Below are 25,892 nucleotides of genomic sequence, written 5' to 3'. Positions count from 1 at the left end.
AGAGCGGGCTTGCTCGCGAAGGCGTCAGCCCGAACAATCAATTTCTTGAACTGAAACACTCACCACCGCATCCGCACACCCAAACTCCCAATCAACCCGTTCAAATCATTGCCATCCACATCACTGCTGTAGTCGGCGCTGACGTAAAGACTCACGGTGGGCGTCACTCTGGCCACCAGGCCCAAACCCACTTCGACGGTCGATGAGTAGCGGCTGCTGCTGATCTTCTCGACCTGATCGAGGTTCACGGTATCGCTGGTGTACACCGTATGCCACACGTTGGTTCGCACATAGGGTTCGACCCCCAGGCCGTTGATGTCGTAACTACCTTTCAACCGCGCACCGACCCGGCCGCTCCAGGACGTCAGATCGCCGGACGAGGCATTGCCTGAGCCGGCATACGGGGTGTCCAGGGTAATGCGTTGATTGATTAATTGCGCCTGGGGTTCAACGACCCAGTTATCGCTCAGACCAATGGGGAAACCACCTTCCACCGACAGCGTCACCGCGTTGCCCTCGGTCGCCAGTCGGGCGCCTTGATCATTGCGGGTATAGCCGTTGACCCGGCCGCCGCTGGCCGTCAAGTCCACGTGCCAGCCTTGGGGCCCGGTCAAACTCCAGTAAGCGCCGAGGCTCTGGCCTTCGAGGTTGAGAGTGTCGTGGCTGGGGTCAGCAAGGGCGCGACCGGTCAGCAGTCCGTTGCTATTGCTTTGTAACTGAGTCATGCCGCCGACCAGCCCGAGCCGTTGGATATGACCGCTATCGCTTTGCAGCGTCAGGATCGCCGGACCTTTGAATTCGCTGCTGCCAGGGACAGCAAACCCCTGAGCCAGAACATCGGTTTGCGCCTGCCGCGAAGCCAGTCCATACATCTGATCCCAGGCCGAAGGTGTAGCGCCCTCGATGGTCAGGTGTGAACTTCGTGTATCGGAGGCGGCGCTGAAGTGGCCGGAGTAGGGGTCGGTCAAAGTGACGGAGGGTAAGGTCATGACCGGAACATCCTGACGGTACCAAGGCGTGGTTTCATTCTCTGCCGGCCCTGCCAGTACTTCCATGGACGAGCACAGAAGAAGTGAGCTCGAGACAGTGCAAAAAGTTACTTTGATCTCTTGTTGGGTGAATGAAGTTTTCATGGAGGTCTGCCTTGCAATCGCATGCGGTATCTCGCTCTGGCGTCTCTCTCCTACCCGAATGAGGGGCGACCGAATGTATTGGGGCAAGCCTCTGGCCGCCCGATTTTGCGGGTGTCTTGGGGTTTGCCCCTGGTGTATTTCCGGGGGTAGTAACGTGTAGCTAAGAAGACCCTTGACATCGCGTCAAGAAAATGGCCGATAAATGGTAGCTGTATTTTAGAGCTTGCAAGTGATTGATTTTTGCCGCACATCTAAGTTCTTGTTTGTTCGGAAAATCGTCAAAAAAGCCGCGTCCCAGAGCACTTTTGATAGTGGGCTACCGGTCTACCAACTCACTCTTACACCGAAATTTGCAGCCGTTGCGCGCAGCTGATTACTGTCGATATTGCGGGTGTAGTCGACTCCGCCATACACGCTCACGGTTTTCGCGAGGCTAAGCACAACCCCGACTCCGAGGTCGACCGATGAAGATTTTTGCTGGGTATCTATCCGGTCCGCGCCGTCGAAGGTTACCGAGTCGGTACCGGAAAGGGTGTGCCACAGATTGGCTCGTACATAAGGTTCCAGTGGTCGTCCACTGACTTGGTAGCGGCCTTTGAGTCGAGCGCCGAGGCGACCGGTCCAGGCACCGTCGGAGTCGAATGAGACGTGAGAAATTCCGTCGTCCTGGCTGTCCAGCGAGACTTTTTGATGGATGACCTGCACCTGGGGTTCAACCACCCAGTTACCCGTCACTTGAAGCGGATAGCCGGTTTCCGCCGAAACAGTCAAGGCGTGGCCTCGGTTATCCAGTTTGAGGCCGCGTTCGGAGTGGCTGTCACCGTCGAGCCGGGTGCCCATGATGACGGTGTCGACGTACCAGCCCTTGGGGTCGGTCAACGTCCAGTACACGCCATAACTGTCGCCCTCAAGTTCCACTTTGCCAGCGCGCTTGCCTTCAAAACCTTGGTTGAAACCGTCGACATCGCCCTGCAAACGCGTATGCCCGACAAAAAAACCAGTACGCTGGGTCTGTCCATTGGAAGTCTGTGAACTGTACACATCGTTACCCACCTGGAAACCGCTGAGCGAACCGTCGAGCCTTGGCGTTACGGTGCCGACCCAGGTCTGATCGACGTTCTTGCCGTAGACCCGACCCCAGCCAGCGCCAAAGGCCCCGGTTTCGTTGAGCAGGTGCTGATCGCCTTGGCGATCATGGAAAGTGCCTAGTGCATTCAGGGTCAGTTGCGCGGCAGCGGGTGGTAGTACCGACCAGGTCGGAACCTCGGGGCGGTACAGCGCAATCGGTGCCGCGCCCGGTACGGCTGCCGGTAAAACCGGGAGCGGTGGACTGCCGGCGGGAGCGAGTGCGGCCACCGGCGTTGCGGTAACCGGGACGACAATCGGTGGCAAGGCCGGATCCGGGTTTGGGAGGGTGACGGTGGCGGGGGCCACAACGGCAGAGCGCAAATACCAGCTGTTTTCGCTGCCTGCGGTAACGCCACCCTTGAACAGGTAGTAATCGAATGCACCCGCAGAGACCGGACCTTTGAGCGCAAACGCATCGGGGGCGCTGACAGCAGTGCCTTGAGCCTGCACCAACTCAATACCGTTCTGTCGCGTCAACCCGCCGGTTCCGCCCAGATTGGTGACCGTGATCAATGTGCCGCCGGTCAACGTCCCATCGTTTACCACCAGTTTGTCGCTGGGGGCGTTGTCGTCTCCCACCACGCTTTGCAACAGCAACTGGCCGCCGTTACCCGCGTAATTGCCTTGCACGGTCAGGGTGTCATTGGTGCGGGTATTACCGCTGCTGAGGTCGATCCGCCCGGCGTTGTTCAAGGTTGCACGCTGGCCGGCGGTGAATGGCGTGATGCTGCCCTGGCTTGACGTCAGCGTGCTGCTGCCATCGATATTGAACACACCGGTGCCGCTGGCACCGTCACCCACTACAAAATTGCCGGCCAGATCGAACTGTGAACCATTGTTCAGGTTGACCGTTTCCCAGTTGATGTACCGGGCCGCGCCCGATGAAGTGGTGTGATCGAAGGTCAGCAGGTCTGTGCCGTTTCCACCGTCGATGCTCGGGGTGAGGACAAGGGTGCTTTCGCCGAGATTGCCCAAGGTGGCGCTGTCGTTGCCGACGCCCATAAGGATGGCCGAGCGGATGATGCCGCCACCGTTCCACAGCAACGTGTCGTTGCCGGCACTGGCGCGGACCTCGCCGACGATTTCGCCACCCGTCACCGTGATGCTGTCGTTGCCACCGCTGACACTGACGTTGCCGCCAATTCGCCCGGCGGACACGATGATGGTATCGGTGCCGAAACCGGTCACCAGGTTGCCGAGGATCTGCCCGCCGGACATGTTGAAAGTGTTGTCGTCGAGTTTCATGTCGACGCGACCGATCGTGCCACCCGTCATCTGCGCAAAGTCACCATCTTCAAAGCCACCGACAATCGTGCCGCCGGTCATCAGGAATTGGTCGAAACCATCGCCCTGCGCCAGGGACTGAATACTCCCGCCATTCATGATGAAGGTGTCGATGCCGCTGTGCTGATGGACTTCGCCGGTAATCTGCCCGTTGTCGATTCGCAGAATATTGGCACCGTCGCCCTGATCGAGTACGCCCACGATGGTGCCTGAACCCATGAACACCCGGTCGACACCCGCGCCGAAGGTTACGTTGCCATTGATGGTGCCGGTGCCATTGGCGGGAAAGGTCAGGGTGTTGTTGCCCGATAAGTCGGTCCGTGGGCCACTGCTGGCGCTGTCGCACACGTAGTTGTCGTTGCCGGCGGTCGGTATGAGCGTACAGGCCGCCTGGGCGGTCTGGGACCCGCCGATACATAGCCAGAGAGAAACGGCGTAGGCTGAGTAACGGTACTTGGGCAGTTCTGTCGAAAATATCATGCTCGTCTCCACGCATCGATCGACGCCCGATACCTTCACTCGTCATGAGTGAAAAAGTTTCAGACGTCCTTGGCAGCGCGAATGGCGAGACGACATCGGTAATACAAGTCCCCGAACTGGAAAACCTTCGGCAACGTTGGCTGCTACGGTTGTATGTCCGTACATGCAGCGGGTACGGGCATGCGCACCGTAACAACAGCGGGTGAAAGGCGCTACTGTCATAAATAACAGGTAGGGCAGCAAATTTGCTATCCGGGTCTGGTATTCAACGAAGCTAATGGGCGTTTCAAAGATGCACTTCCACCGCCAACGGCAAGTGATCCGACAAATGCGTCCAGGGCTTGTGGCCCAGTATTCGCGGCTCATGACTGCTGGCATTGCGCAGATAAATCCGATCCAGGCGCAGCAGCGGAAAGCGCGCCGGATAGGTTTTCGCCGGGCGACCGAGGTGACGCTCGAAGGCTTCATGCAGATAGTCGCGTCGGGCGAGGGCGGTATTGCCTTGCAGCTGCCAGTCGTTGAAGTCGCCGGCGATAATCACCGGTGCATCATCGGGCAAGGATTCGAGCAGTTGGCACAGTAGCTGGAGCTGCAACTGTCGATGGCTTTCCAACAGACTCAAGTGCACGCAGATCGCATGCACTTCAGTGTGCCCCGGCACATCCAGTACGCAATGCAGCAGGCCGCGGCGTTCTGGGCCGGTGATCGAGACGTCGAGGTTACGGTGTTCGCGGATCGGGTACTTCGATAACAGGGCATTGCCGTGGTGACCATTGGGGTAGACCGCGTTACGACCGTAGGCGAAGTCGCTCCACATGCTGTCGGCCAGGAACTCGTATTGTGAGGTCTGCGGCCAATCGTTGTAGCGAGTGGAATGGCGGTCGTGTTCTCCGACGACTTCCTGCAGAAACACCAGGTCCGCCGACGTGCTGCGTACCGCTTCACGCAGTTCCGGGAGAATGAAACGTCGGTTGAGTGCGGTAAAACCCTTGTGGGTGTTGACCGTCAGCACTCTCAGCCGATGAATCGCCGGGGGCGTGTTCAACGGAGATGATTCGACGGCCTGCCACTTGGAATCACTGGTCACGTTCACTCCTCTGAATCAGGACGGGTTATGTATGCGACTGATACAGCGGCGGGCAGTTCAGAGTGATTCGTCGTAAGCAGCCTTCATACCAAAATGTAGCAGCTGTCGAGCTTGCGACAGCTGCTACAGGCTGCTGCCAGCGCTGCGTCAGACGAAGACAATTTCGTACGGCAACCGTATCCGTTCCAGAAGCACCGGGGGCAGCAGCGGGGCGAGGCCGATGGCGGGCTCGCCGTCGAGCTGGCTGGCATAGGCGTGGGTGGCGTGGCTTTTGCGCGCGACGGTCCAGGTGTCCAGGCGAACCTTGCGTGCGCGATGCCACGGGATGAGCCCTCGATCACGCGTTGGCCAGTGCCAGGCCCAGACCGGTACTTCGTTGAACGCCGCCCCGACCATGGCCGCGGCCTTGACGCTGGCCCGGCCGACGGCGTCATGGTCGACAATGCCATCCTCGCGCCAGGTGCTGAACACCACATCCCCGGGGCGTAAATAACGGGCAATGAACTGAGTCATCTGAAATTCCCGTTCAGCCAGCGCGTTGTCGGTGAAGCCACCGCGAATCCATTTGAGGCTGTGCATCGGCAGCCCGAGACGGCGCAAGGCTTCGAGGCTTTCCTGGGGGCGGAACACGCTCAAGCGTTTCTCCGACCACTGTTGCGAGCCCGGATGGCTGGCGCTGCCGTCGGTCATCGAGATTAATTGCAGGGGATGTCCCAGGGCGCTGAGCAACTGCAGCAGGCCGCCGCAGGTCACGACTTCATCGCCAGGGTGTGGGGCAATCACTACAGCGCGTGCGCCGGCGGGAACCAGGGTCTGAGTACTGATGACCGGAATGTTGTCCAGTTGCGGAGCGCTGTTCCAGATTTGTACGGGTAGGCTGCTTTCACTGATGGTGACGGATTTCATGGCTACGTCCTTGTTCTCGTTGATAGCAATGTGCGGCGCTCCAAACCCTGGATTGCCGCGAACAGAGTATTGCTCATGTCACGCTATTCGTCGCCCCGATGTTCTATTCGGCATGTTTTTTCATCCGGGCGGCAGCTAATCCCTGAAGGTCCATTTCACTCTTCTTCCTCGCGCTGCAATTCGAACAGCAGCAGCGAACGGCCAGTGACCGAATATTCGTGCCCGAACTCGAAGCGTTCCTGCCCGCGAATCGACGGTTGATTGGTGTCGATCATGCAGGTCCAGAAACTGCCATCAGGCACTTCCGGAAGCAGGAAATTGACAATGTCGTGATGCGCGTTGACCACCAACAGCAAGGTGGCGTCAGCACCTTTGCGGCGAATGCCGGTTTCTTGAGCACGGCCATCCATCAGCATGCCGAGGCAGCGGCCATGGCCTTCCTCCCATTGTTCGATGGACATTTCGCTGCCATCCGGCGCGAGCCAGGTGACATCCTTGACGCCGATGTCCTCGTTGTAATTGCCCACCAGGAACCGGCCGCGACGCAGGATCGGGTAGGCCAGGCGCAACTTGATCAGTCGTTTGACGAACTTGAGCAGGGCCTTGCCGTCTTCGCTCAGGTCCCAATTGACCCAACCGATCTCGCTGTCCTGGCAATAGGCGTTGTTGTTGCCCTCCTGGGTGCGGGCGAATTCGTCGCCGGCCACCAGCATCGGCGTGCCTTGGGACAGCAGCAGCGTGGCAAAGAAATTGCGCATTTGGCGCTGACGCAGCTCATTGATCTCGGGATCGTCGGTCGGGCCTTCGACGCCGTGGTTCCAGGACAGGTTGTTGTTGCTGCCGTCCTGATTGTTCTCGTCGTTGGCTTCGTTGTGTTTGTCGTTGTACGACACCAGGTCGTTCAGGGTGAAACCGTCATGGGCGGTAACGAAGTTCACTGAGGCGTACGGCCGTCGGCCACGCTGATTGAACATCTCGCCGGAGGCGGTCATGCGACTGGCGAAGTCCGCCAGTTGGCCGTCGTCGCCTTTCCAGAACGCACGCACGGTGTCGCGGAATTTGTCATTCCACTCGACCCAGCCGGGCGGAAAGTTACCGACCTGATAGCCGCCGGGGCCGCAATCCCAGGCTTCTGCAATCATTTTCACCTGGCGCAGCACCGGGTCCTGGCGGCAGGCCACAAGGAAGCTGTGACGTTCGTCGAAGCCATCGTGGTAGCGCCCGAGAATGGTCGCCAGGTCGAAACGGAAACCGTCCACGTGCATTTCCGAGGCCCAGTAGCGCAGGGAGTCGGTGACCATTTGCAGCACGCACGGGTGACTCAGGTCCAGGGTGTTGCCGGTACCGGAATCGTTGATGTAGAAGCGCTTGTCGTCGGGCATCAAGCGGTAGTAAGAGGCGTTGTCGATGCCGCGCATGGACAGGGTCGGGCCTTGTTCGTTGCCCTCGGCGGTGTGGTTGTAGACCACGTCGAGGATCACTTCAAGATTGGCTTCGTGCAGGTGTGCAACCATCTCCTTGAACTCGGCGATCTTGCCGCTGGCCAGGTAACGCGGGTCGGGGGCGAAGAACGCGATGCTGTTGTAGCCCCAGTAATTGGTCATGCCTTTGTGCAACAGATGCTGGTCGTTGACGAAGGCATGAATCGGCAGCAATTCCACGGTCGACACGCCGAGCTTGCGGATGTGTTCCAGCACATCATCGACCATCAACCCGGCGAAGGTGCCGCGCACATTCTCGGGGACGGAGGGGTGACGCATGCTGATACCGCGCACGTGAGTCTCATAAATGATGGTCTTGTCCCACGGCACGCTGACCCGCTGGTCGTGACCCCAGGTGTGGGCGGGGTCGATCACCTTGCACTTGGGCACGAACGGCGCGCTGTCGCGCTCATCGAAACTGAGGTCGGCGTCGGGGTGGCCGATGGTGTAGCCGAACAGCGCTTCGGACCATTTCAACTGGCCGACCAGTTGTTTGGCGTAGGGGTCGATCAGCAGTTTGTTGGGGTTGAAGCGATGACCGTTCGCCGGGTCGTACGGGCCGTAGACACGATAGCCGTAGATCATCCCCGGATGCGCGTCGGGCAGGTAGCCGTGGTAGATCTCGTCGGTGTATTCCGGCAGTTCGATGCGTTCCAGTTCGACCTCGCCGGCATCATCGAAGATGCACAGCTCGACCTTGGTGGCATTGGCGGAAAACAAGGCGAAGTTGACCCCCAGGCCATCCCAGGTCGCGCCCAGCGGGAAGGGCAAGCCTTCACGGATTCGCGAGGCCTCGAGTTGAGGTTCTGGCGCGGCTTTCTTCGGACTGGTCATAGGTGCTCCTGCAAAGGGGGGACAATTCTTGGCTCTGGTTTTTTTTGAGGGCGAGCGAGCCCTCGGTGGCGAGAAGGCTCGCCACGAGGTCAATCAGGACAAAGGTGAAAGGCGTCAGACAGCGGGCGGCTTACGCGCTGCTCGAGGCTTTTTCTCGCTGGCTTTCTCGCCCGGCGGGATGACCTTGGAGGCAGTGGCGGGCTTGGCTTTGGTTTTTGGCTCCGCCGCCTTGCCATTGGCTTTGCTGGCAGGGGCCTTGGTGGCGGCGGTTTTGCTGGCAGCGGCTTTTGGCGATTTGCTCGGTGCCAGCGCTTCGGCTTCAGCCAGTTTGCGGGCCATCTCCCAGTGGCGAGCGTCCTGGCCCTCGGGTTTTCCTTCCGATTCCCAGATCTGATAGGCGAATTCGCGGATGCGTTTATCGTTAGTACTCATCGAAATGCTCCTGAACTGAACTCAAGTGTGGGTAGTTTGGATAAATAGATTGACCGGGAAATCCCCCAGCCCGTCGCTGATGTTCAGCTCCCTTTGGTGTGTGACTGTTGTGCTTGAAAAAAGTCCCTTCAAATGTTCATCAGGGGCGGTGAACGGTAATTTGATCCGTGTATCGCCCCACAGCGGCGCGTCAATCAGGGGGTGGGCACTGTTTTTCAGCAGTTCGGCGCAGCGTATCGGCACGATCACGATGGCGCGTTTTCCTTCCAGCGAGCGCGCAAATGCGAGCACCCTGTGAGCCTGGCCGCCGACGACTTCAAGGGCTTGATACGTCCCTCGCCGAAACAGCTCGGTGTGCTCGAGCCGCAGGTTCAACACATGAGCGATCAGCGCTTGTTTAATGCGCCCGTCGCGCCAGTCAGCCAACAGCCCGGGCAGTGCCAAGGGCGTCTGCATCGACTGCTGACGGCTGGCGTAATCCACCGGCCGGCGGTTGTCCGGATCGACCAGCGAGAAGTCCCAGTACTCGTTGCCCTGATAAAGATCCGGCACCCCCGGTACGGTCATGCGCAGCAAGGTTTGCGCCAATCCGTTGAGTGCGCCGGGGACGGCGATGCTCTTGGCTGTCTTGCCGAGGGCCGCGCGTAACGGTTCACCTTCGGGGCTCAGAAGCAGACGTTGCAGGAATTGGTGAACTGCGTGTTCGTAAGCCTCGTTCGGCGCGCTCCAGCTGCTTTGCAACTTGGCTTCGCGCAAGGCTTTCTGTTGCCACTGCCACACCCGTTGAGTGTAGTTCTCCAGCGCTGCTTGATCGTCACTGTGCAAATCGAGCGGCCAGCTGCCGAGGATCGCTTGATAGAGGATCAACTCATCGCCCGCCGTCGGCATCTGCTCGTCGTCGCGCAGGGGGCGGGCGAGAGCCTGCCAGAGCGGCACTTGCTCGGCGTACCAGGCACTGCGCTCGCTCAGCACCGCCAGGCGCGCGCGGGTGTCTTCGCCGCGTTTGTGGTCGTGGGTCGCGGTGGCCAGCAAATTATCGGGAAACTCGTCGAGACGGTTGACGCAAGCCGCATGGAAGTCGGCTACCGGCGCGCTGAACTGTTCGGTGCTGAAGCCCACGTCATTGCGCGACAACAATGTCGCCGAGCGATAGAACGCGGTGTCTTCCACGGCCTTCGCCGCCGCCGGCGACGTCAGTTGCTGAAAACGCACACAGGCATGCTTGAGCATCTTGCGCGGCCGGCCCAGCGGACGTTTGCGCCATGATTCACCGCCCAGCCAGCGGGCCAGGCAATCGAGTACCGGCCAGTCGGCCTCGCTGAGGGTATGCCTCGCACCGTCCATGGCTTGCTGGAAAAACACATCGTCTTCAGCCGAACGCCCACGGGGGCTGATGTAGGTGCGGTACACCGGGAAATGCACGATCAGTTCCTGCAACGCCCGACGAATCGCACCGAGGGTCAGGTCGCGGGTCATCAGGTCATCCCGGGCCACTTGCAACAGGGCCTGGGCGACGCTTTCGAAGTCTCCGGCGAGGGAACCGTTGAGAATCTGCTGGCGGGCCAATTGCGCTTCCTGACGGAAATCGGCGGGCCGTTCGCTGTAGCGATTCCACAGTTCGGCCAACGTGTCGGCACCTTCGGGAGCGTGTTGCAGCAGCGACAGCTGATTCATGAACTCGTAACCCGTGGTGCCATCCACCGACCAGTCACGGTGCAGGGTTTCACCTTCGCCGAGGATCTTCTCGACGTAGATCGGCAGGTGCCGATCCGGCGACAGGCTGTCGACCCGTCGCCGCAGTTTGCGGCAGTAACCCCGAGGGTCGGCGAGACCGTCGATGTGGTCGATGCGCAGACCGTCAACCAGACCTTCGGCCACCAGCTCGAAGATTTTTGCATGGGTGGCTTCGAACACGGCGGGGCGTTCGACCCGCAGGCCGCCCAGTTCGTTGACATCGAAAAAACGCCGCCAGTTGATGTCATCTGCCGCCGTGCGCCAACTGGCCAGGCGATAGCTTTGGCGTTCAAGCAACTGGTGCAGGCGCTGGAAACCTTCGGCGGTGAGCGAGTCGTAAGCGCTGAGGTTTTGCTGGATGGCCTGCAGAATCGCCGGATCGCTGGCCCGTTCACGCAACTCTGTTTTCAGCGGCATCGCCAGGCTGTGAGCGTCGGTCTGGTAGCTCAAGGTGCTGAAACGGTCTGCCAGCGACTTGAGCGATTCGGCGCTCAGTGGGTCATCGGTCCTGAGCAGTTCGCCGTAATTCGTCGGGCAGATCGGGAAGTGATGCTCATAGTGCGCGACATAAAACGCGCCCTTTTGCGCATCGAAACGCAGGGGCAGGGTGCCGTCCTGCAAGGCGATGCCGTAGTCGCTGCCGAGGAAGGGCAGCAACAACTGACCTTCCATCAACGGGTCGGGCGAATGCCACTGGATATCGAAGAACTCGCCGTAAGGGCTCAGGCGTCCCCATTCCAGCAAATCCTGCCACCAGGGATTATCGCCACCGCCGACGGCCATGTGGTTGGAGACGATGTCGAGGATCAGCCCCATGTTCAGCTCGCGCAATGCGCTGACCAAACGCCGCAGTGCCGCTTCGCCGCCCAGCTCCGGATTGACCGTGGTCGGGTCCACGACGTCGTAGCCGTGCATGGAACCGGCGCGGGCGCTCAGCAGTGGTGACGCATAGACGTGGCTGATGCCGAGGCTGGCGAAGTACGGCACCAGCGGCACCGCATCGTCCAGCGTGAAGTCTTTATGGAACTGCAGCCGCAGGGTCGCCCGCAGCGGTTGGATAAGCGTTTGCTTCATTGGTCACGCTCGGCCGCCTGCAGCCGCGCACAGGCGAGCAGTTCCAGACGTCGGGCGGCGTCCGGGTCATCGAGCAAGGCTTCACTGTCGCCGGGCAGGCGTCGGGACCAGTTGGGGTGCGTGTCGGTGGTGCCGGGCAAGTTGGCCTGCTGCTCGATGCCCAGGGCATCTTCCAGCGGCAGCAACACCAAGGGCGCACGGGTATGACCGAGGAAACGTATCGCGGCGTCGAGCACCTGATCGGTTTCATGGGACTCGTCGCGAAAGTTCTGCGGGTCCTCGCTCAACACCCGGCGCAGGCCTTCACGCTCGCGTTCGCGGTGATGGCGCCATTCGATTTCACCCGGGGCGTTGACCAGGCCCAGTCGGGCGTTCCAGTCGATATCGCGGCCATGCCACCAGCCATTGAGCGTCGGCAGGTCATGGGTGCTGGTAGTCGCCAGGGCGTTGTCTGGCCAGTCGAGAATCGGCTTGAAGTGCGCGTTGTCCTGTTCGAACAGCAGCACGCGCATACCCAGGATCGAGCGTGCGATGAGCTTTTCTCGCAGACCGTCAGCCACGGTGCCGAGGTCTTCACCGAGGACGATGGCCTGATGGCGATGGGACTCGAGGGTCAGCAAACGCAGCAGGTCGTCCACCGGGTAATAGAGGTAGGCGCCGTCGGCGGGTGACGCGCCATTGGGGATCACCCACAGCCGTTGCAGGCCCATGACGTGATCGATGCGCAGGCCACCGGCGTGGGCAAAATTGGCGCGGAGCATTTCGATGAAGGCACGAAAGCCGTTGCGGACCAGACCTTCGGGCGAGAATGCGGAAATCCCCCAGCCCTGACCGGTGCGGTTGAGAATGTCCGGTGGTGCACCCACGGTCAGCGAGGCGAGCAACTCGTCCTGACGACTCCAGGCCTGACTGCCACCGCCATCGGCACCCACCGCCAGATCGGCGATCAGGCCAATGCTCATGCCAGCGCCTCGGGCGGCGGTTTGAGCGCGTTCCAGGCAGCGTGTGATCAGCCATTGGCAGAAGGCGAAGAAGCCGATGCGCCCGGCGTTCTCTTCGGCGAATTCGGCCAGGGCCGCGCTGCGCGGGTTTTGCCATTGCTCGGGCCAATGCCGCCAGTCGAGACTTTCACCCTTGGCGGCGCGGGCTTCTTGAATGGCTTCAAAGCGGCAGTGGTTTTCCAGGGCTTCGCCAGCGGCGTGGCGGAAGCTGCTGAAGTCGGCATGCAGCGGGTGGTCGCCCTGGACAAAGCCTTCGTATAAGGCCTGCAACAGACGATGTTTGGCTTCGGCCGCCACCGGCCAATCAATCAACGGCGAGGCTTCAAGGTGCTTGAGTTCTGCCGCCAGGCCGGTTGCATCAATCGCGGTACGCAATGCTCGATCGCCCAGGATGGCGCCGGGTGCGGCGTACAGGCTGTTGAGAAACAAACGGCTGGAAGGCGAATACGGGCTGTAACGCTGGGTGTCGCTGCCGAACATCGCATGCAGCGGACTGATCGCCAGCGCTTCGGCACCGCGTTCGCCGGCCACCCGGGCCAGGTCTTCCAGCGCTTGGGTATCGCCGAAACCGCCATCGCCCGGACGACGCAGCGAATACAGCTGCACGCTCAGGCCCCAGGCGCGGGGGATCGGGCTGTCGACGGCATCGCCGACGCTGTAGCAGCGAGCCGGTGCCACGGCCAGCGTAAATGCCTGTCCGTCGATGCTGACGTGTTGATAACCGACCGGGATCAGACCGGGCAACACCGCCTCGGCATCCAGTTTTAAATGAAGTCGCGAGCCATCTTCAAGGTGGATCTCGCACGGCGTTTCGGGCTCAAAGTAATGCGCCAGGCTGAGGCCGACTCCGAAGTCTGCGGTCAGCAGCGGTGGCAGGTGTCGGGTTTGTTGCACCTGCTGCAGTTCTTGCAGGCTGGCGTCGATTTCCTGAGCGCTGCCGGCCGGGTGGCCGAGTCCGGTAAGGACGTTGCGTAACACTGATGGAGCGACTTTCTGTGGGCGGCCGTTGGCGTCGATCCAGTCGACTGCCAGGCCTGCTCGGCTGGCCAGTATTTCCAGTTGCGCATCGCTCATTGGCGCTCTCCATCCGGGGGTAGCAAAGGGGCTGCGGCCATGAGGCTGACTAGCGCGCAATACGGGGCAAGCGTGCCCTGATCCAACAGGCCGGCTGACTGTGGCGGGTATTCGAACAACAACAATGAAGCGTCGGCCTGAGGGGTATGGACCACAGGCGTGTCGCCGAGGTTCAGGTCAATGCGCAGCTGACTGCCATCGCCCAGTCGCCAGCGCGCCGTTACCGCGCCTGTGGCCAGCACCTCGGCGCCCAATGCTTGCGCACCGGGCAGGCGGGGGATGATCTGCTGATGGCGGATCTGCAACAGTTGGCGATACAGGTCGTGCATGGCGGATTGTCGGGTTGATGTCAGCTCGGGGCGTGAAGCCTCAAAGGTCTGGCGCGCGTTGGGGTCGGGAATCTGCTCGCGTGTGTGCGGATCAGCAAACGCGCTGAACGCTGCAAACTCGTTACGGCGTCCCTCGCGGACCAACTCCGCCAGTTCACCGTGATGGCTGGTGAAGAACAGGAACGGTTGCTCGGCGGCGAACTCGTCGCCCATGAACATCAGCGGGATCATCGGTGACAACAGCAGCAATGCGGTGGCGGCCTTGAGCGCATCGGGGTTGGCCAATTGATGTAATCGTTCGCCCAAGGCGCGGTTGCCGATCTGGTCGTGATTTTGCAGAAACAGCACGAAAGCACTCGGCGGCAAATGACCGCTGGGCTCGCCACGGGTTGTACCGTGACGGGTGACGTGGCCCTGAAACACGAAGCCCTGACTCAGGCAGCGCGCCAGTTGCTCGGTGGGGTTTTGCGCGTAGTCGGCGTAATAGGCGTCGGTTTCGCCGGTCAGCAGCACGTGCAAGGCGTTGTGGCCGTCGTCGTTCCACTGCGCGTCGAAGCCTTCTTCGAGCAGGCTGGCCTGGTTGTGTTCGTTTTCAACGGTCAGCCACACATGCCTGGCTGGATCGGTTTGCTGGCGAACCTTTTGCGCCAGCTCCCGAAGAAAGTCCGGGTCTTCGATGGCGTGAACCGCGTCCAGGCGCAAGCCATCGAAGCGGTACTCCAGCAACCACATCAACGCATTGTCGATGAAGAAGTCCCGCACCTCGCGTCGCCGGAAGTCGATCGCCGCACCCCACGGGGTGTGCTTGTCTTCGCGGAAGAAGCCCTTGGCGTAGCGATGCAGGTAATTGCCGTCCGGGCCGAAGTGGTTGTAAACCACGTCGAGAATCACCGCCAGGCCATGGCCGTGGGCGGTGTCGATCAGGTGTTTGAGTTGTTCGGGAGTGCCGTAGGAGGCTTGGGGCGCGTAGGGCAGAACCCCGTCGTAACCCCAATTGCGATCACCGGGGAACTGCGCCAGCGGCATCAATTCGATCGCGCTGATGCCCAGCTCCACGAGGCGTGCCAGGTGCTGCTCGACTTCGCTGAAGCCGCCGAGCGCACCGACGTGCAATTCGTAGATCACCGCCTCATTCCACGGCCGCCCGAGCCAGGCGCTGTGTTGCCATTGATAGGCAAGTGGGTCGACCACCACGCTGTGGCGGTCGATATCACCGGCCTGCGCGCGGGAGGCCGGGTCGGGCACCTCCAGCTCGCCGTCGATGTTGTAGCGGTAACGCGTGCCAGCGGGGCAGCGGGTATTGATGACGAACCAACCATCTGCCTGAGGCAGGAGTGGCAAGGACTGTCCATCTTCCAGTTCGACACTGACGTAAAACGCATCTGGCGCCCACAAGGCAAAACGCGTGTGTTCTGCGTCCAGCATGATTGCGCCGTGGGGCCAGGTCTCAAGGGTCCGTAACGGCATCTTTGAAAACCTCTTAATGTTTGCCCGATTTGCCCAGCGCCTTGGTCACCAGTTTTTCGTAGAGTTCGGCGTACGGTTCGACTGCCTTGCACCAGTTGAAAGGCGCGGCCATGGCTCGGCAGCGCATGGCATTGAGCAGGTCGGGGAAGGCAAAAACCTTGAAGGCCCGGCTCAGGGCTTCCTCGTAACTTTCAGCCGTGGATTCGTCGAACAGGAAACCGGTCACGCCGTTTTCAATGGTGTCGGCCAAACCACCGGTGTTGCGTGCCACCGGCAACGAACCGAAGCGCTGGGCGTACATCTGGCTCAGGCCGCAAGGCTCGTAACGCGAAGGCATCAGCAGGAAATCACTGCCGGCGAACATGCGACGGGCGTCGGTTTCGTTGAAACCGATGCGCACGCCGATCTGGCCTGGAAAACGCAGGGCCAGTTCACGCATGGCTTGTTCTTCTTCCGGCTCGCCACGACCGATGATCGCGATCTGTCCGCCCGATTTGACGATGTACTCGGAGACGGCTTCGGTCAGGTCCAGGCCTTTCTGATAGACCAGGCGCGACACCACAGCGAACAGCGGACCTTCGGAATCTTCCAGGCCGAACAGCTTACGCACGTGGGCGGCGTTGACCGCTTTGCCTTCCCAATCGCCAATTTTGAAGGGGCAGAACAGGTGCGGGTCGGTGGCCGCGTCCCAGCTTTCATCGATGCCATTGGGGATACCACTGAGCAGACCTTGCTGGGTCTTGGCGGCAAGAAAACCGTCGAGACCGCAGCCGAAGGCCGGGGTGGTGATTTCCTGGGCATAGGTGGCGCTGACGGTCGTGATGTGGCTCGAATAAGCCATGCCGGCCTTGAGGAACGACATCTTGCCGTAGAACTCCATGCCTTCCTGTTGCAAGGCATGCATGGGAATACCCAGTTCCGGGCACGACCCAAGACTGGTCACGCCCTGATAGGCGAGGTTATGAATGGTGAACAGCGTCGGGGTGCGCTGTCCACGCCAGTGCATGTAAGCGGGTGCCAGACCGGCAGGCCAGTCATGGGCGTGCACCAGGTCCGGGCACCAGTGAATTTGTGCAAGGTTGGCGGCGATATCGGCGGCGGCCAGGCCCAGACGGGCGAAACGAATGTGGTTGTCCGGCCAGTCGCGGCCGTTGTTGGCGCCGTAAGGCGAACCCTCGCGCTCGTAGAGTTCGGGGCAGATTAATACGTAAATGACCAGACCGTCGGGCATGTCCATGCGCCCGATCTTGCAGGGAGGCAATGCGGCGTGACCACCGAGCTCGCCAATGATATGAATCGGATTTTCGCTGTGCAGCACTTGCGGGTAACCGGGGATCAACACTCGCACATCGTGCAAATGAGCCATGGCTCGCGGCAGCGCTGCGGAAACGTCGCCCAGACCACCGGTTTTCACCAGATCGGCGATCTCCGAGGTGACGAACAGCACTTTCTTCTTGTTGGGGTTCTGACTCGCCACCGGTGCCAGCGTCTTGGTGCCGGGGACGCTGATCGATTGGTGACTGGGGGCACTCACGGCGCTCGTTTCGCCGACTTGCTGATGAGCACGTTCTCCCTGAATATCTAAAGCCGCACTGATCATATGAATCTCCCGTGTTGTTGATCTAATTCTTAGGTCTGGCACAAACGGTATTTCGTGGCCAATTCCTGTGGCCGGGCGCAAACGCGCTACGCATCGGTGAGCAAGCGCTGCCAATGCGATGAAGCAGAATGGCTGGAGAGATCGTTGCAAGGATTGCACCAGTCGCAACGCACCTCCTTTTAAGCTGACCCGTCACGACCGGCAAAAGTTTCGACTTTCTTTCCGCTTTGTGACCGGTCGGTTTTGCCCCGCGGAACTGAGTCTAGGCCAGAACTTAGAGCGGGGGAGGCCATATGGCAAAATTGTTCGACAATCGGTTTAAAGAGGTACGGACGTACCGCTTGGAGGGGGAAACGCACCGACGAAGGGCATGTTTTTTTAACTTTTTGCCTCAAAAAAAAGTCGAGATGTCACATGAATGTGCGAGGCGCGGCAATACTTATGCACCGTTGTGGTGCGCGGCGACCAGTCCCGTCTTTGGCCGAACCGCTGCCTTACAGCCGGCCATGTTGCCTTGTTATAGTCCGGACCTCATTTTCTGCCCGGTAAAAGGATCACTGCCATGTCTCAGTACACTGCGTTCACCGTCGAACTGGCCGATAAGATCGCCCATGTGCAGATCAACCGGCCGGAAAAGATCAATTCGATGAACGCCGCGTTCTGGAGTGAGATCATCGAGATTTTCCAGTGGATTGATGACACCGACGAAGTCCGGGTGGTGGTCCTCAGTGGTGCGGGCAAGCATTTTTCTTCCGGCATCGACCTGATGATGCTGGCCGGCGTGGCCAATGAACTGGGCAAGGACGTGGGCCGTAACGCGCGCCTGCTGCGCCGCAAGATCCTCGCCCTGCAAGCGTCTTTCAATGCTGTCGACAATTGCCGCAAGCCGGTACTGGCGGCGGTTCAGGGTTATTGCCTGGGCGGCGCCATTGATTTGATTGCGGCTTGTGACATGCGTTACGCCGCCGAAGATGCACAATTCTCGATCAAGGAAATCGACATCGGCATGGCGGCCGATGTTGGCACTTTGCAACGCTTGCCGCGGATCATCGGTGACGGCATGCTGCGTGAACTGGCTTACACTGGTCGCACGTTCGGTGCCGAGGAAGCGCGTGGCATGGGCCTGGTCAATCGCGTTTACAGCGACACCGCCAGCCTGCTCGACGGTGTCATGGGCATAGCCCGCGAGATCGCCAGCAAGTCGCCGATTGCGATCACCGGCACCAAAGAGATGATCAGCTACATGCGCGACCATCGCATCGATGACGGCCTCGAATACGTCGCCACCTGGAACGCCGCCATGCTGCAATCCACCGATCTGCGCGTGGCCATGGCCGCCCATATGAGCAAACAGAAACCCGAATTTCTGGACTGATTAAAAATGACTTCACGCTGGACCACTGCAGTACTGGACACCGACCAACCCGGCGGCTGGGCCGTGGCGCGTAGCCCCGAAGGCTTTCTGTTCGATGACAATGGCGCACTGTTCCCCCGCGAATGGCTCAAGCGCCAGGACCTGTCGATCCTCGCCGAACATGGCATTGGTCACCTGGACGGCGAACCGGTCTATTTATTGGAGCTGCGCAGTCACAGCGAGGTGCCGGGCTGCAACTGGAAAGGCCTGCGGGCGTTCATGCTCGAAGGCGACCATACGGTTTACAGGATGCTCGGTTATGCCGCGCAAATCGGCACCTGGGCCCGCGAACACCGCTTTTGCGGTAACTGCGGGCAGGCGATGACCCAAGTGACCCGTGAACGGGCGATGTATTGTGAGCCATGTGATTTACGCAGTTACCCGCGGATTTCGCCGAGCATGATCGTACTGGTGACCCGGGGCGATGAAGTCCTGCTGGCGCGTTCGCCGCGCTTTGTCACCGGGGTCTATAGCACGCTGGCAGGGTTTGCCGAACCGGGCGAATCGGCCGAAGACTGCCTGATTCGCGAAGTCCGCGAAGAAGTGCAGATCGAGGTCAAGAACATCCAGTACATGGGCAGCCAGTGCTGGCCGTTCCCGCATTCGATGATGCTGGGTTTCCATGCCGAATACGCCGGTGGCGAGATCGTGTGTCAGGAAGACGAGATCGAAGACGCCCAGTGGTTCAACGTTCATGAGCTGCCGCCGTTACCGGCGTCACGCTCGATTGCCCGTTACCTGATCGACGTCTATGTGGCGCGGCGCTTAGGCCACGCTGAACCAGTGTTGCCAGGCTAACCGCACGGTCAAGCCCAGCACCACAGTGATGAACACCGGGCGAATGAACTTCGCACCGCCGCTGATGGCGGTGCGAGCCCCGAAGAACGCCCCGATCATCACCGACAGGCCCATGCTCAGGCCGATGATCCAGTCCACTTGCCCCGAAAACACGAACACCGACAGTGCCGCAATGTTGCTGACGAAGTTCATGCTGCGCGCCACGCCGCTGGCCTTCACCAGATCGATGGGGTACATCAGCATCGTGCTGACGGTCCAGAACGCGCCCGTGCCGGGACCGGCCACGCCGTCGTAAAAACCCAGGCCGAAGCCTTGGGTCGATTGCCACTTTTTCTTGATCGGTGCGTCGCTGTCCAGTGGCGCTTTCGGCGTGCCGCCAAACAACAGATAGACGCCGCAGGCGAAAACAATCACCGGGAGCATCTTGTTCAGCCATTCCGCCGGCAGGTAGTGAGCGACCACGGCACCGGTCAGCGCGCCCACCAGCGTGCCGACAATGGCGTGCATCCACTGCCTGGGATGGAACAGCTTGCGTCGGTAGAAGGTGAAACTGGCGGTGGCCGAGCCGAACGTCGAACTGAGCTTGTTGGTGCCCAGCACCAGATGCGGTGGCAGGCCTGCGGTCAGCAGCGCCGGAGTGGTCAACAGACCACCACCGCCGGCAATGGCGTCAATGAAACCGGCAATGAAAGCGACGAGGGCCAGAATGGCCAGGGTGGTGAGGTCAACACTGAGTTCGAAAGGCATGGAATCGGCTTATTCGGCGGGGTGCAGGACAGGGCTGCGGGGAAGGGCCGATATCTTACGCATATCCACCCTTTGCGGCGACCCGTCCGGCCCCTTCGCGAGCAAGCCCGCTCCCACATTTGGTTTTGTGTACGGCATCAATCCAATGTGGGAGCGGGCTTGCTCCGGGCGGCGTTCCGACGAAGGCGTCCTCCCAGGCGCTACATCATTCGGCCTTTGGCCCATTGCCGATCTGCCACACAAAAGGCGGCTCGGTCCCGTTGATCGCCCAGTCCCCGACAATCCGCGCCTTGTAGATCACCGGATTGTGCGACGACACCGTCCGCGCATTGCGCCAGTGCCGGTCCAGCGATTTACCCACCCGAGTATCCGAAGCCCCCAGTGCATTGAACAGCGCTGTGGTCGCTCGCTGGATCAACTCCGACACCACCACCTGCGCCTTGGCCGATTCGATTTCCGCCGCGACATTCGCTTCTTGTTCCAAGGCTTCATCACCCGAGAATCGCGCCAGATAAGCCCGTTGCGCCGGTTGTGCAGCCCTCAAGGCGCTGGCCTCGGCCGCGTACACCAATGCCGTAATCTCACCGACCACTTGCTGCACCTGCGAATCCTGGCTGACTTGCTGCGCATTGCCATGGCTGTAGATGCGTTTGCGTTCACGCACCTGATGAGCCACATCGCCCAACGCCGCACGGCCGATCCCGGCCAGGGTCGCCAGCAGCACCAACTGATAAAACGCGGTCTGGTATTTGAAGCGGGTGGCAAAGTCGATGATGTTCTCGGCCTCCACCTCGGCATCGATAAACCGTGAGGTGCCGCTGCCGGTGGTGCGCTGGCCGAAGCCATCCCAGTCGTCGCTCTGCACGATGCCCGGCTGGCGGGTTCGGACCGCCGCAATTACATCGCCGCCGGTGTCGCTGCGTTGCGCGTACACGTCGATCCAGTCGGAAAACAGGCTGCCGGTGCTGTAGAACTTCTCGCCGTTGAGCCTCCACTGATCGCCGTGAGGCGAAACTTTGGTGATGACATCGCCAATTGCCACGCTGCCGATTTCGGTCCAGGCATTGCCGGCGATATCACCGTCGACGAAGCGCTTGAACCACAGATCCCGGGCCGGCCCAGGTGGCGAGTTCAAGCGATCCTCCGCGAAAGCGAAATGCCCGCGCAGTGCCTGGGGAACGTTCGAATCGGCTTCGGCCAATTCGATCAGCAGCTCGAACAACTGCGGCAGGGACGCACCGCCACCGCCGTATTCAACCGGCACCCGTACGGCGCCGAATCCGGCGTCCTTGAGCCACTGAATCGGTTCGTATGGAAGGCTGCGGGACTGTTCGCGCTCAACGGCACCGGCGGCGATGCGTTGGAAAATCGGCCGGAACCTTGCGGCCAGCGCTTCGTAGTCGGTGCCAGTGGACAGCGGATTGATTACCTGGTGTTCGGTCATGGGACGGCTCCTTGGGGCGGCAGTAGAAAGTGTTGCGTCTGCCAGGGGCAATTGCAGGGTCCATGCCGAAGCTCGCGAGCCAGTATTTGCTGGAGAAACTGGATGTCAGCACGCAGTGAATTGTTGCTGGACCAACAGTGCATCAGCAATTTGCCTCAGACACACCACACTTTGTGGCGAGGGGGTTTACCCCCGTTGGGCTGCGAAGCGGCCCCAAAAAATGGGACTGCTGCGCAGTCCAACGGGGGTAAACCCCCTCGCCACAGTACTTGGCAAACCTCAAGATTGGCGCTGGCACGGTTGCTGCTCTCACCCCAGGACATCCCTAAAGTCCCGAGGACATGCCAATGAGTCAGCAAGCTGTCAAATTTGCCTACTGGGTACCGAACGTCAGCGGCGGACTGGTGGTCAGCAAGATCGAGCAACGCACCCACTGGGGCATCGACTACAACCGCAAACTGGCGCAACTGGCCGAAGAGGCGGGGTTTGAATACGCCCTGACGCAGATCCGCTTCACCGCCGGTTACGGTGCCGAGTACCAGCACGAATCCGTCGCCTTCAGCCACGCGCTACTGGCCGCCACCACCCAACTGAAAGTGATCGCCGCGATCCTGCCGGGCCCTTGGCAACCGGCGCTGGCGGCCAAGCAATTGGCAACCATCGACCAGCTGACTAACGGCCGGGTGGCGGTGAACATTGTCAGTGGCTGGTTCAAGGGTGAATTCCAGGCGATTGGCGAACACTGGCTGGAACACGACGAGCGTTATCGCCGCTCCGAAGAATTCATCCGCTCGCTGAAGGGCATCTGGAGCCAGGACAATTTTACCTTTCGCGGCGACTTCTACCGCTTCGACAACTACAGCCTCAAACCGAAACCGCTGGGTCAACCGGAAATCTTCCAGGGTGGCAGTTCCCGCGCAGCTCGGGACATGGCGGCACGGGTGTCGGACTGGTACTTCACCAACGGCAACACCCCGGAAGGCATCAAGGCCCAGGTCGATGACATCCGCGCCAAGGCGGCGGCGAACAATCATTCGGTGAAAGTCGGCGTGAACGCGTTTGTCATTGCCCGCGACACCGAAGAAGAAGCGCGAGCCGTGCTCGCGCAAATCATCGATCAGGCTGACCCCGAGGCGGTGAATGCGTTTGGCGATGCGGCGAAGCAGGCGGGCAGGGCGTCACCTGAGGGCGAGGGCAACTGGGCCAAGTCAACGTTCGAGGATCTGGTGCAGTACAACGACGGCTTCAAGACCAACCTGATTGGTACGCCGCAGCAGATTGCCGAGCGGATCGTTGCGCTGAAAGCGGTGGGCGTGGACCTGGTGTTGGCAGGGTTTCTGCACTTCCAGGAAGAAGTGGAGTATTTCGGCAAGCGGGTATTGCCGTTGGTGCGTGAACTGGAAGCAAAAGCAGCGGCCAGGCAGCAGGCCGCGGTCGCCTGAACACCACAAAACGAGTGTGGGAGCGGGCTTGCTCGCGAAAGCGGTGTATCAGGCAACAATGATGTCGACTGACACTCCGCCTTCGCGAGCAAGCCCGCTCCCACATTGGATCAGTGTTTACAGGCCCAGGTCGGACAAGCCTGGATGGTCATCAGGCCGACGCCCCAGCGGCCAATGGAACTTGCGGTCGCTTTCCTTGATCGGCATGTCGTTGATGCAGGCAAACCGATTGGCCATCAAACCGTTCTCGTCGAACTCCCAGTTTTCGTTGCCATACGAGCGGAACCAGTTGCCCGAGTCGTCGTGCCATTCGTAGGCATAACGCACGGCGATGCGGTTGCCGGTAAAGGCCCAAAGTTCTTTGATCAGGCGGTAATCCAGTTCCTTGGCCCATTTACGTGTCAGGAAACCTTTGGCTTCTTCGCGGTTGTAGGCGAACTCGGCGCGGTTGCGCCATTTGGTGTCCAGGGTGTAGGCCAGCGACACCCGTTCCGGGTCGCGGGAGTTCCAGCCATCTTCGGCCAGGCGTACTTTTTCGATGGCCGATTCACGGGTGAATGGCGGCAATGGCGGACGAACTTCGGCATTAGACATTAATAGTCTCCCTATCAAAGTAAAGTTCTAGCAAGTTGTCGGGCTTGGTTAAAGTGTTACAGGTCCAATAACTTTCGCGCCATGCATTGCGCATTATCGGCGGCACTGTGATCACCCATGACAAGCGCCACGGTAATGGCACCGTCGATCAGGATCAGCAGCTGTTTGGCCAGCGTCTCCGGGTCTGTGGCGCCATGTTCGGTGCAGAGCTCGCGCACGTAGTCGAGCAGCTTCTGTTTGTGGTCTTTGGCGACCAGGCGAACCGGGTCTTGCGGGTCGCCGGTTTCGCCGCTGGTATTGATGAATGCACAGCCACGGAAGCCTTCCGAGGCGAACCAGGCCTTGAGTACGGTAAACAGGTTGAGCAGGCGGTCGGCCGGCGTTTCAGCCTGGTCGACTTCGCTTCTGTACCAGTGCATCCAGCGCACATCACGGCGTTGCAGGGCCGCGACGGTAAGCTCCTCCTTGTTGGCGAAGTAGCGGTAAATACTCTTTCTGGAGACGCCGGCGGTTTTCACCAGAAGATCCATCCCTGTGGCAGCGATGCCACTTTTGTAGATCAACTTTTCGGTGACATCCAGAATGATGTCGCGTGTGTCGTTGCTGGTTATTTCGTTCATGTGGCGAACAGTAGAACGATCGTTCTCCTTGGTCAAGTAGATATTTTTTGTTGACTGAAAAATCGCTTTCGCGAGCAGGCTCGCTCCCACAGGGGAATGCATTTCAATGTGGGAGCGAGCCTGCTCGCGAAGGGGCCTTTACAGACACTCACAAGACCCAAGGCAATCCATGGTGTAAGCTCTCGGGTTCTCCGGATTCGACCTTTTTGCGAGCCCTATGCCGTCGCTTTTCAAACGCTCTCTGCTGCCCAAACTGCGCAGTTTTCCGCTGACCGCCGATGCCGTCACCATCCTTTCTGGCGCTGCCGAGTTTCGCCGGTGCCTGCTGGAAAAAATCGCCAGCGCCACCCGGCGCATCTATATCGTTGCGCTCTATCTGCAACAGGATGAAGCCGGCCAGGAAATTCTCGATGCCTTGCACGCGGCCAAACTGGCGCGTCCGGAACTGGACGTGGTGGTGGTGGTTGACTGGTTGCGCGCCCAGCGCGGCTTGATCGGCGCCGGCAAGCAGCCGGGCAACTCGGCCTGGTATCAGGAAACCACCCGTACTCAAGCCAGTGAAGTGCCGGTGTATGGCGTTCCCGTGCAGACCCGAGAACTGTTCGGCGTGCTGCATTTGAAAGGCTTCGTGATCGACGATTGCGTGATCTACAGCGGCGCGAGCCTGAACAACGTTTACCTGCACAAATTCGACAAGTACCGCTACGACCGTTATCACCTGCTAAATAACAGCGCCCTGGCCGATTCGATGCAGCACCTGATCCAGCACGGTCTGATCGCCTCTAAAGCGGTGCATCGTCTCGATTTGCCGAACCTGCCGACCACCCGCAGCCTGCGCAATGACATCGGCGACTTGCGCAGCCGCCTCAAGCACGCGGCGTACGACACCACGACAGGCACCACGCAAAGGAGCGGTTTGTCGGTCAGCCCATTGCTCGGTGTCGGCAAGAACAACCCGTTGAGCCGAGTGATTTGCGAATTGATCGCCAGCGCTCAGGATCACCTGACCATCTGCACGCCCTACTTCAACCTGCCGCTGCCCGTGACCCGGGAAGTCAATCGGGCACTGGCGCGGGGCGTGAAGATCGACATCATCGTCGGCGACAAGACGGCCAACGATTTCTACATCCCGCCGAGCGAGCCGTTCAAGGTGATTTCGGCGCTGCCGTATCTTTACGAGATCAGCCTGCGGCGCTTCGCCAAGCGTCATCATCGCAGCATCGACAACGGCCAGTTGAACCTGCATCTTTGGCGTGACGGCGATAACACCTATCACCTCAAGGGCATGTGGGTCGATCAGCGCTACACCTTGCTGACCGGCAACAATCTCAATCCGCGGGCGTTCCGTCTCGATCTGGAAAACGCCTTGCTGATCGATGATCCGAAAGGCGAGTTGTTGGAGCCGCGCCGTAAAGAACTGGCGGAGATTTTCGAGAATACCCGGCGCATCGAGCGTTACCAGGAACTGGAAACGCTGCTGGAATACCCGGCGGGGGTGGCCAAGTTTCTCAAGCGCGTGAGTCGGGTGCGGATCGAGCGGTTGCTCTATCGGATTTTGTGAGCATGGCGGGGTAGGTGCGTCGCCCGCCAAAATGCCTTCGCGAGCAGGTCGGATCGCCGCACCGTCGCTCCCATATTGGATTTGTGATCGACACAACCCCCTGTGGGAGATTCTATGGTTGAGGGAAAGCCCTCAACTGGCTTTTGGCTGATATTCGCTTTGCCCTTTCAGCAAGGCGAATACCACCCGAGCAAGCTTGCGAGCCAGCATCACCAGCGCCTGAGTGGT

General features: G+C 60.3%; 18 protein-coding genes and 1 pseudogene. 4 read left to right on the top strand and 15 right to left on the bottom strand.

All coding sequences use genetic code 11. The features are described from left to right. Positions 1-59 precede the first annotated feature (59 nt). From KGB03_RS24775 to glgA, 10 genes are all read right to left on the bottom strand, one after another. Positions 60-1,133: an autotransporter outer membrane beta-barrel domain-containing protein gene (locus tag KGB03_RS24775; protein ID WP_218534666.1), complete on the bottom strand. Its 1,074-nt coding sequence runs from the start codon at positions 1,131-1,133 to the stop codon at positions 60-62. 324 nt (positions 1,134-1,457) lie between these two features. After that, positions 1,458-4,025 (bottom strand): autotransporter outer membrane beta-barrel domain-containing protein, encoded by a 2,568-nt coding sequence (locus KGB03_RS24770; RefSeq protein ID WP_223529613.1) that lies wholly within the window; start codon positions 4,023-4,025, stop codon positions 1,458-1,460. A gap of 286 nt (positions 4,026-4,311) precedes the next feature. After that, positions 4,312-5,112: an endonuclease/exonuclease/phosphatase family protein gene (locus KGB03_RS24765; RefSeq protein WP_111451586.1), complete on the bottom strand. Its 801-nt coding sequence runs from the start codon at positions 5,110-5,112 to the stop codon at positions 4,312-4,314. Between the two features lie 147 nt (positions 5,113-5,259). Further along, complete coding sequence (locus KGB03_RS24760) at positions 5,260-6,018, bottom strand: PIG-L deacetylase family protein (RefSeq protein ID WP_111451587.1); 759 nt, start codon at positions 6,016-6,018, stop codon at positions 5,260-5,262. 155 nt (positions 6,019-6,173) lie between these two features. Next, the gene (gene glgX / locus KGB03_RS24755; protein WP_218534668.1) at positions 6,174-8,333 is read right to left on the bottom strand and encodes a glycogen debranching protein GlgX; all 2,160 of its coding nucleotides are present in this window, start codon (positions 8,331-8,333) and stop codon (positions 6,174-6,176) included. A 114-nt stretch (positions 8,334-8,447) separates the two neighbouring features. Further along, on the bottom strand, positions 8,448-8,765 hold the full coding sequence (locus KGB03_RS24750) for a DUF2934 domain-containing protein (protein WP_223529611.1): 318 nt from the start codon (positions 8,763-8,765) through the stop codon (positions 8,448-8,450). A gap of 21 nt (positions 8,766-8,786) precedes the next feature. Further along, on the bottom strand, positions 8,787-11,573 hold the full coding sequence (locus KGB03_RS24745; RefSeq protein ID WP_223529609.1) for a malto-oligosyltrehalose synthase: 2,787 nt from the start codon (positions 11,571-11,573) through the stop codon (positions 8,787-8,789). Then, the gene (malQ, locus tag KGB03_RS24740) at positions 11,570-13,648 is read right to left on the bottom strand and encodes a 4-alpha-glucanotransferase (RefSeq protein WP_223529607.1); all 2,079 of its coding nucleotides are present in this window, start codon (positions 13,646-13,648) and stop codon (positions 11,570-11,572) included. Before malQ ends, KGB03_RS24745 begins: the two co-directional genes overlap by 4 nt. Next, on the bottom strand, positions 13,645-15,444 hold the full coding sequence (gene treZ / locus KGB03_RS24735; RefSeq protein ID WP_223529605.1) for a malto-oligosyltrehalose trehalohydrolase: 1,800 nt from the start codon (positions 15,442-15,444) through the stop codon (positions 13,645-13,647). Before treZ ends, malQ begins: the two co-directional genes overlap by 4 nt. Before the next feature lie 13 nt (positions 15,445-15,457). Next, the gene (gene glgA / locus KGB03_RS24730) at positions 15,458-17,044 is read right to left on the bottom strand and encodes a glycogen synthase GlgA (protein ID WP_218534672.1); all 1,587 of its coding nucleotides are present in this window, start codon (positions 17,042-17,044) and stop codon (positions 15,458-15,460) included. A 562-nt stretch (positions 17,045-17,606) separates the two neighbouring features. Between glgA and KGB03_RS24725 the strand changes: the two genes are divergently transcribed. Then, complete coding sequence (locus KGB03_RS24725; RefSeq protein ID WP_223529603.1) at positions 17,607-18,419, top strand: crotonase/enoyl-CoA hydratase family protein; 813 nt, start codon at positions 17,607-17,609, stop codon at positions 18,417-18,419. Between the two features lie 6 nt (positions 18,420-18,425). Beyond that, positions 18,426-19,256: an NAD(+) diphosphatase gene (nudC, locus tag KGB03_RS24720; RefSeq protein ID WP_111451595.1), complete on the top strand. Its 831-nt coding sequence runs from the start codon at positions 18,426-18,428 to the stop codon at positions 19,254-19,256. Here the strand turns inward: nudC and KGB03_RS24715 are convergent. Further along, entirely contained in the window at positions 19,224-20,003 is a 780-nt protein-coding gene (locus KGB03_RS24715; RefSeq protein ID WP_192409418.1) for a TSUP family transporter, read from the bottom strand. The genes nudC and KGB03_RS24715 overlap by 33 nt on opposite strands. Positions 20,004-20,208: 205 nt before the next feature. Beyond that, positions 20,209-21,447: an acyl-CoA dehydrogenase family protein gene (locus tag KGB03_RS24710; RefSeq protein WP_223529601.1), complete on the bottom strand. Its 1,239-nt coding sequence runs from the start codon at positions 21,445-21,447 to the stop codon at positions 20,209-20,211. A 347-nt stretch (positions 21,448-21,794) separates the two neighbouring features. On the opposite strand from KGB03_RS24710, the gene sfnG reads away from it, so the two are divergent. Then, positions 21,795-22,889 carry a dimethylsulfone monooxygenase SfnG gene (gene sfnG, locus KGB03_RS24705; protein WP_411740348.1) on the top strand — a complete coding sequence of 365 codons (1,095 nt, stop codon included), beginning with the start codon at positions 21,795-21,797 and terminating at the stop codon, positions 22,887-22,889. A gap of 117 nt (positions 22,890-23,006) precedes the next feature. Here the strand turns inward: sfnG and KGB03_RS24700 are convergent, their stop codons facing one another. After that, positions 23,007-23,483 (bottom strand): DUF1348 family protein, encoded by a 477-nt coding sequence (locus tag KGB03_RS24700; RefSeq protein WP_008152708.1) that lies wholly within the window; start codon positions 23,481-23,483, stop codon positions 23,007-23,009. Positions 23,484-23,539: 56 nt separating this feature from the next. Then, positions 23,540-24,103, bottom strand: a complete 564-nt coding sequence (locus KGB03_RS24695; RefSeq protein ID WP_008152706.1) for a TetR/AcrR family transcriptional regulator — start codon at positions 24,101-24,103, stop codon at positions 23,540-23,542. Between the two features lie 217 nt (positions 24,104-24,320). Here KGB03_RS24695 and pssA point away from each other — a divergent pair, with 217 nt between their 5' ends. Then, positions 24,321-25,664: a CDP-diacylglycerol--serine O-phosphatidyltransferase gene (gene pssA, locus KGB03_RS24690; protein WP_223529599.1), complete on the top strand. Its 1,344-nt coding sequence runs from the start codon at positions 24,321-24,323 to the stop codon at positions 25,662-25,664. A gap of 132 nt (positions 25,665-25,796) precedes the next feature. Here the strand turns inward: pssA and KGB03_RS24685 are convergent. After that, positions 25,797-25,892 (bottom strand): annotated as a pseudogene (locus tag KGB03_RS24685) (IS110 family transposase); the annotation flags it as partial.

Origin of the sequence: Pseudomonas sp. BF-B-26 (assembly GCF_019956495.1) — a bacterium.
GTDB lineage: Bacteria > Pseudomonadota > Gammaproteobacteria > Pseudomonadales > Pseudomonadaceae > Aquipseudomonas.
Note: the sequence above shows the minus strand (reverse complement) of the source record. Positions and strands in the feature narration are given on the sequence as shown.

Coding starts and splice junctions, on each gene's coding strand:
- KGB03_RS24775 (WP_218534666.1), bottom strand. CDS start 1,133: ATGAAAACTTCATTCACCCAACAAGAGATCAAAGTAACTTTTTGCACT.
- KGB03_RS24770 (WP_223529613.1), bottom strand. CDS start 4,025: ATGATATTTTCGACAGAACTGCCCAAGTACCGTTACTCAGCCTACGCC.
- KGB03_RS24760 (WP_111451587.1), bottom strand. CDS start 6,018: ATGAAATCCGTCACCATCAGTGAAAGCAGCCTACCCGTACAAATCTGG.
- glgX (WP_218534668.1), bottom strand. CDS start 8,333: ATGACCAGTCCGAAGAAAGCCGCGCCAGAACCTCAACTCGAGGCCTCG.
- KGB03_RS24750 (WP_223529611.1), bottom strand. CDS start 8,765: ATGAGTACTAACGATAAACGCATCCGCGAATTCGCCTATCAGATCTGG.
- KGB03_RS24745 (WP_223529609.1), bottom strand. CDS start 11,573: ATGAAGCAAACGCTTATCCAACCGCTGCGGGCGACCCTGCGGCTGCAG.
- malQ (WP_223529607.1), bottom strand. CDS start 13,648: ATGAGCGATGCGCAACTGGAAATACTGGCCAGCCGAGCAGGCCTGGCA.
- treZ (WP_223529605.1), bottom strand. CDS start 15,444: ATGCCGTTACGGACCCTTGAGACCTGGCCCCACGGCGCAATCATGCTG.
- glgA (WP_218534672.1), bottom strand. CDS start 17,044: ATGATCAGTGCGGCTTTAGATATTCAGGGAGAACGTGCTCATCAGCAA.
- KGB03_RS24725 (WP_223529603.1), top strand. CDS start 17,607: ATGTCTCAGTACACTGCGTTCACCGTCGAACTGGCCGATAAGATCGCC.
- nudC (WP_111451595.1), top strand. CDS start 18,426: ATGACTTCACGCTGGACCACTGCAGTACTGGACACCGACCAACCCGGC.
- KGB03_RS24715 (WP_192409418.1), bottom strand. CDS start 20,003: ATGCCTTTCGAACTCAGTGTTGACCTCACCACCCTGGCCATTCTGGCC.
- KGB03_RS24710 (WP_223529601.1), bottom strand. CDS start 21,447: ATGACCGAACACCAGGTAATCAATCCGCTGTCCACTGGCACCGACTAC.
- sfnG (WP_411740348.1), top strand. CDS start 21,795: ATGAGTCAGCAAGCTGTCAAATTTGCCTACTGGGTACCGAACGTCAGC.
- KGB03_RS24700 (WP_008152708.1), bottom strand. CDS start 23,483: ATGTCTAATGCCGAAGTTCGTCCGCCATTGCCGCCATTCACCCGTGAA.
- KGB03_RS24695 (WP_008152706.1), bottom strand. CDS start 24,103: ATGAACGAAATAACCAGCAACGACACACGCGACATCATTCTGGATGTC.
- pssA (WP_223529599.1), top strand. CDS start 24,321: ATGCCGTCGCTTTTCAAACGCTCTCTGCTGCCCAAACTGCGCAGTTTT.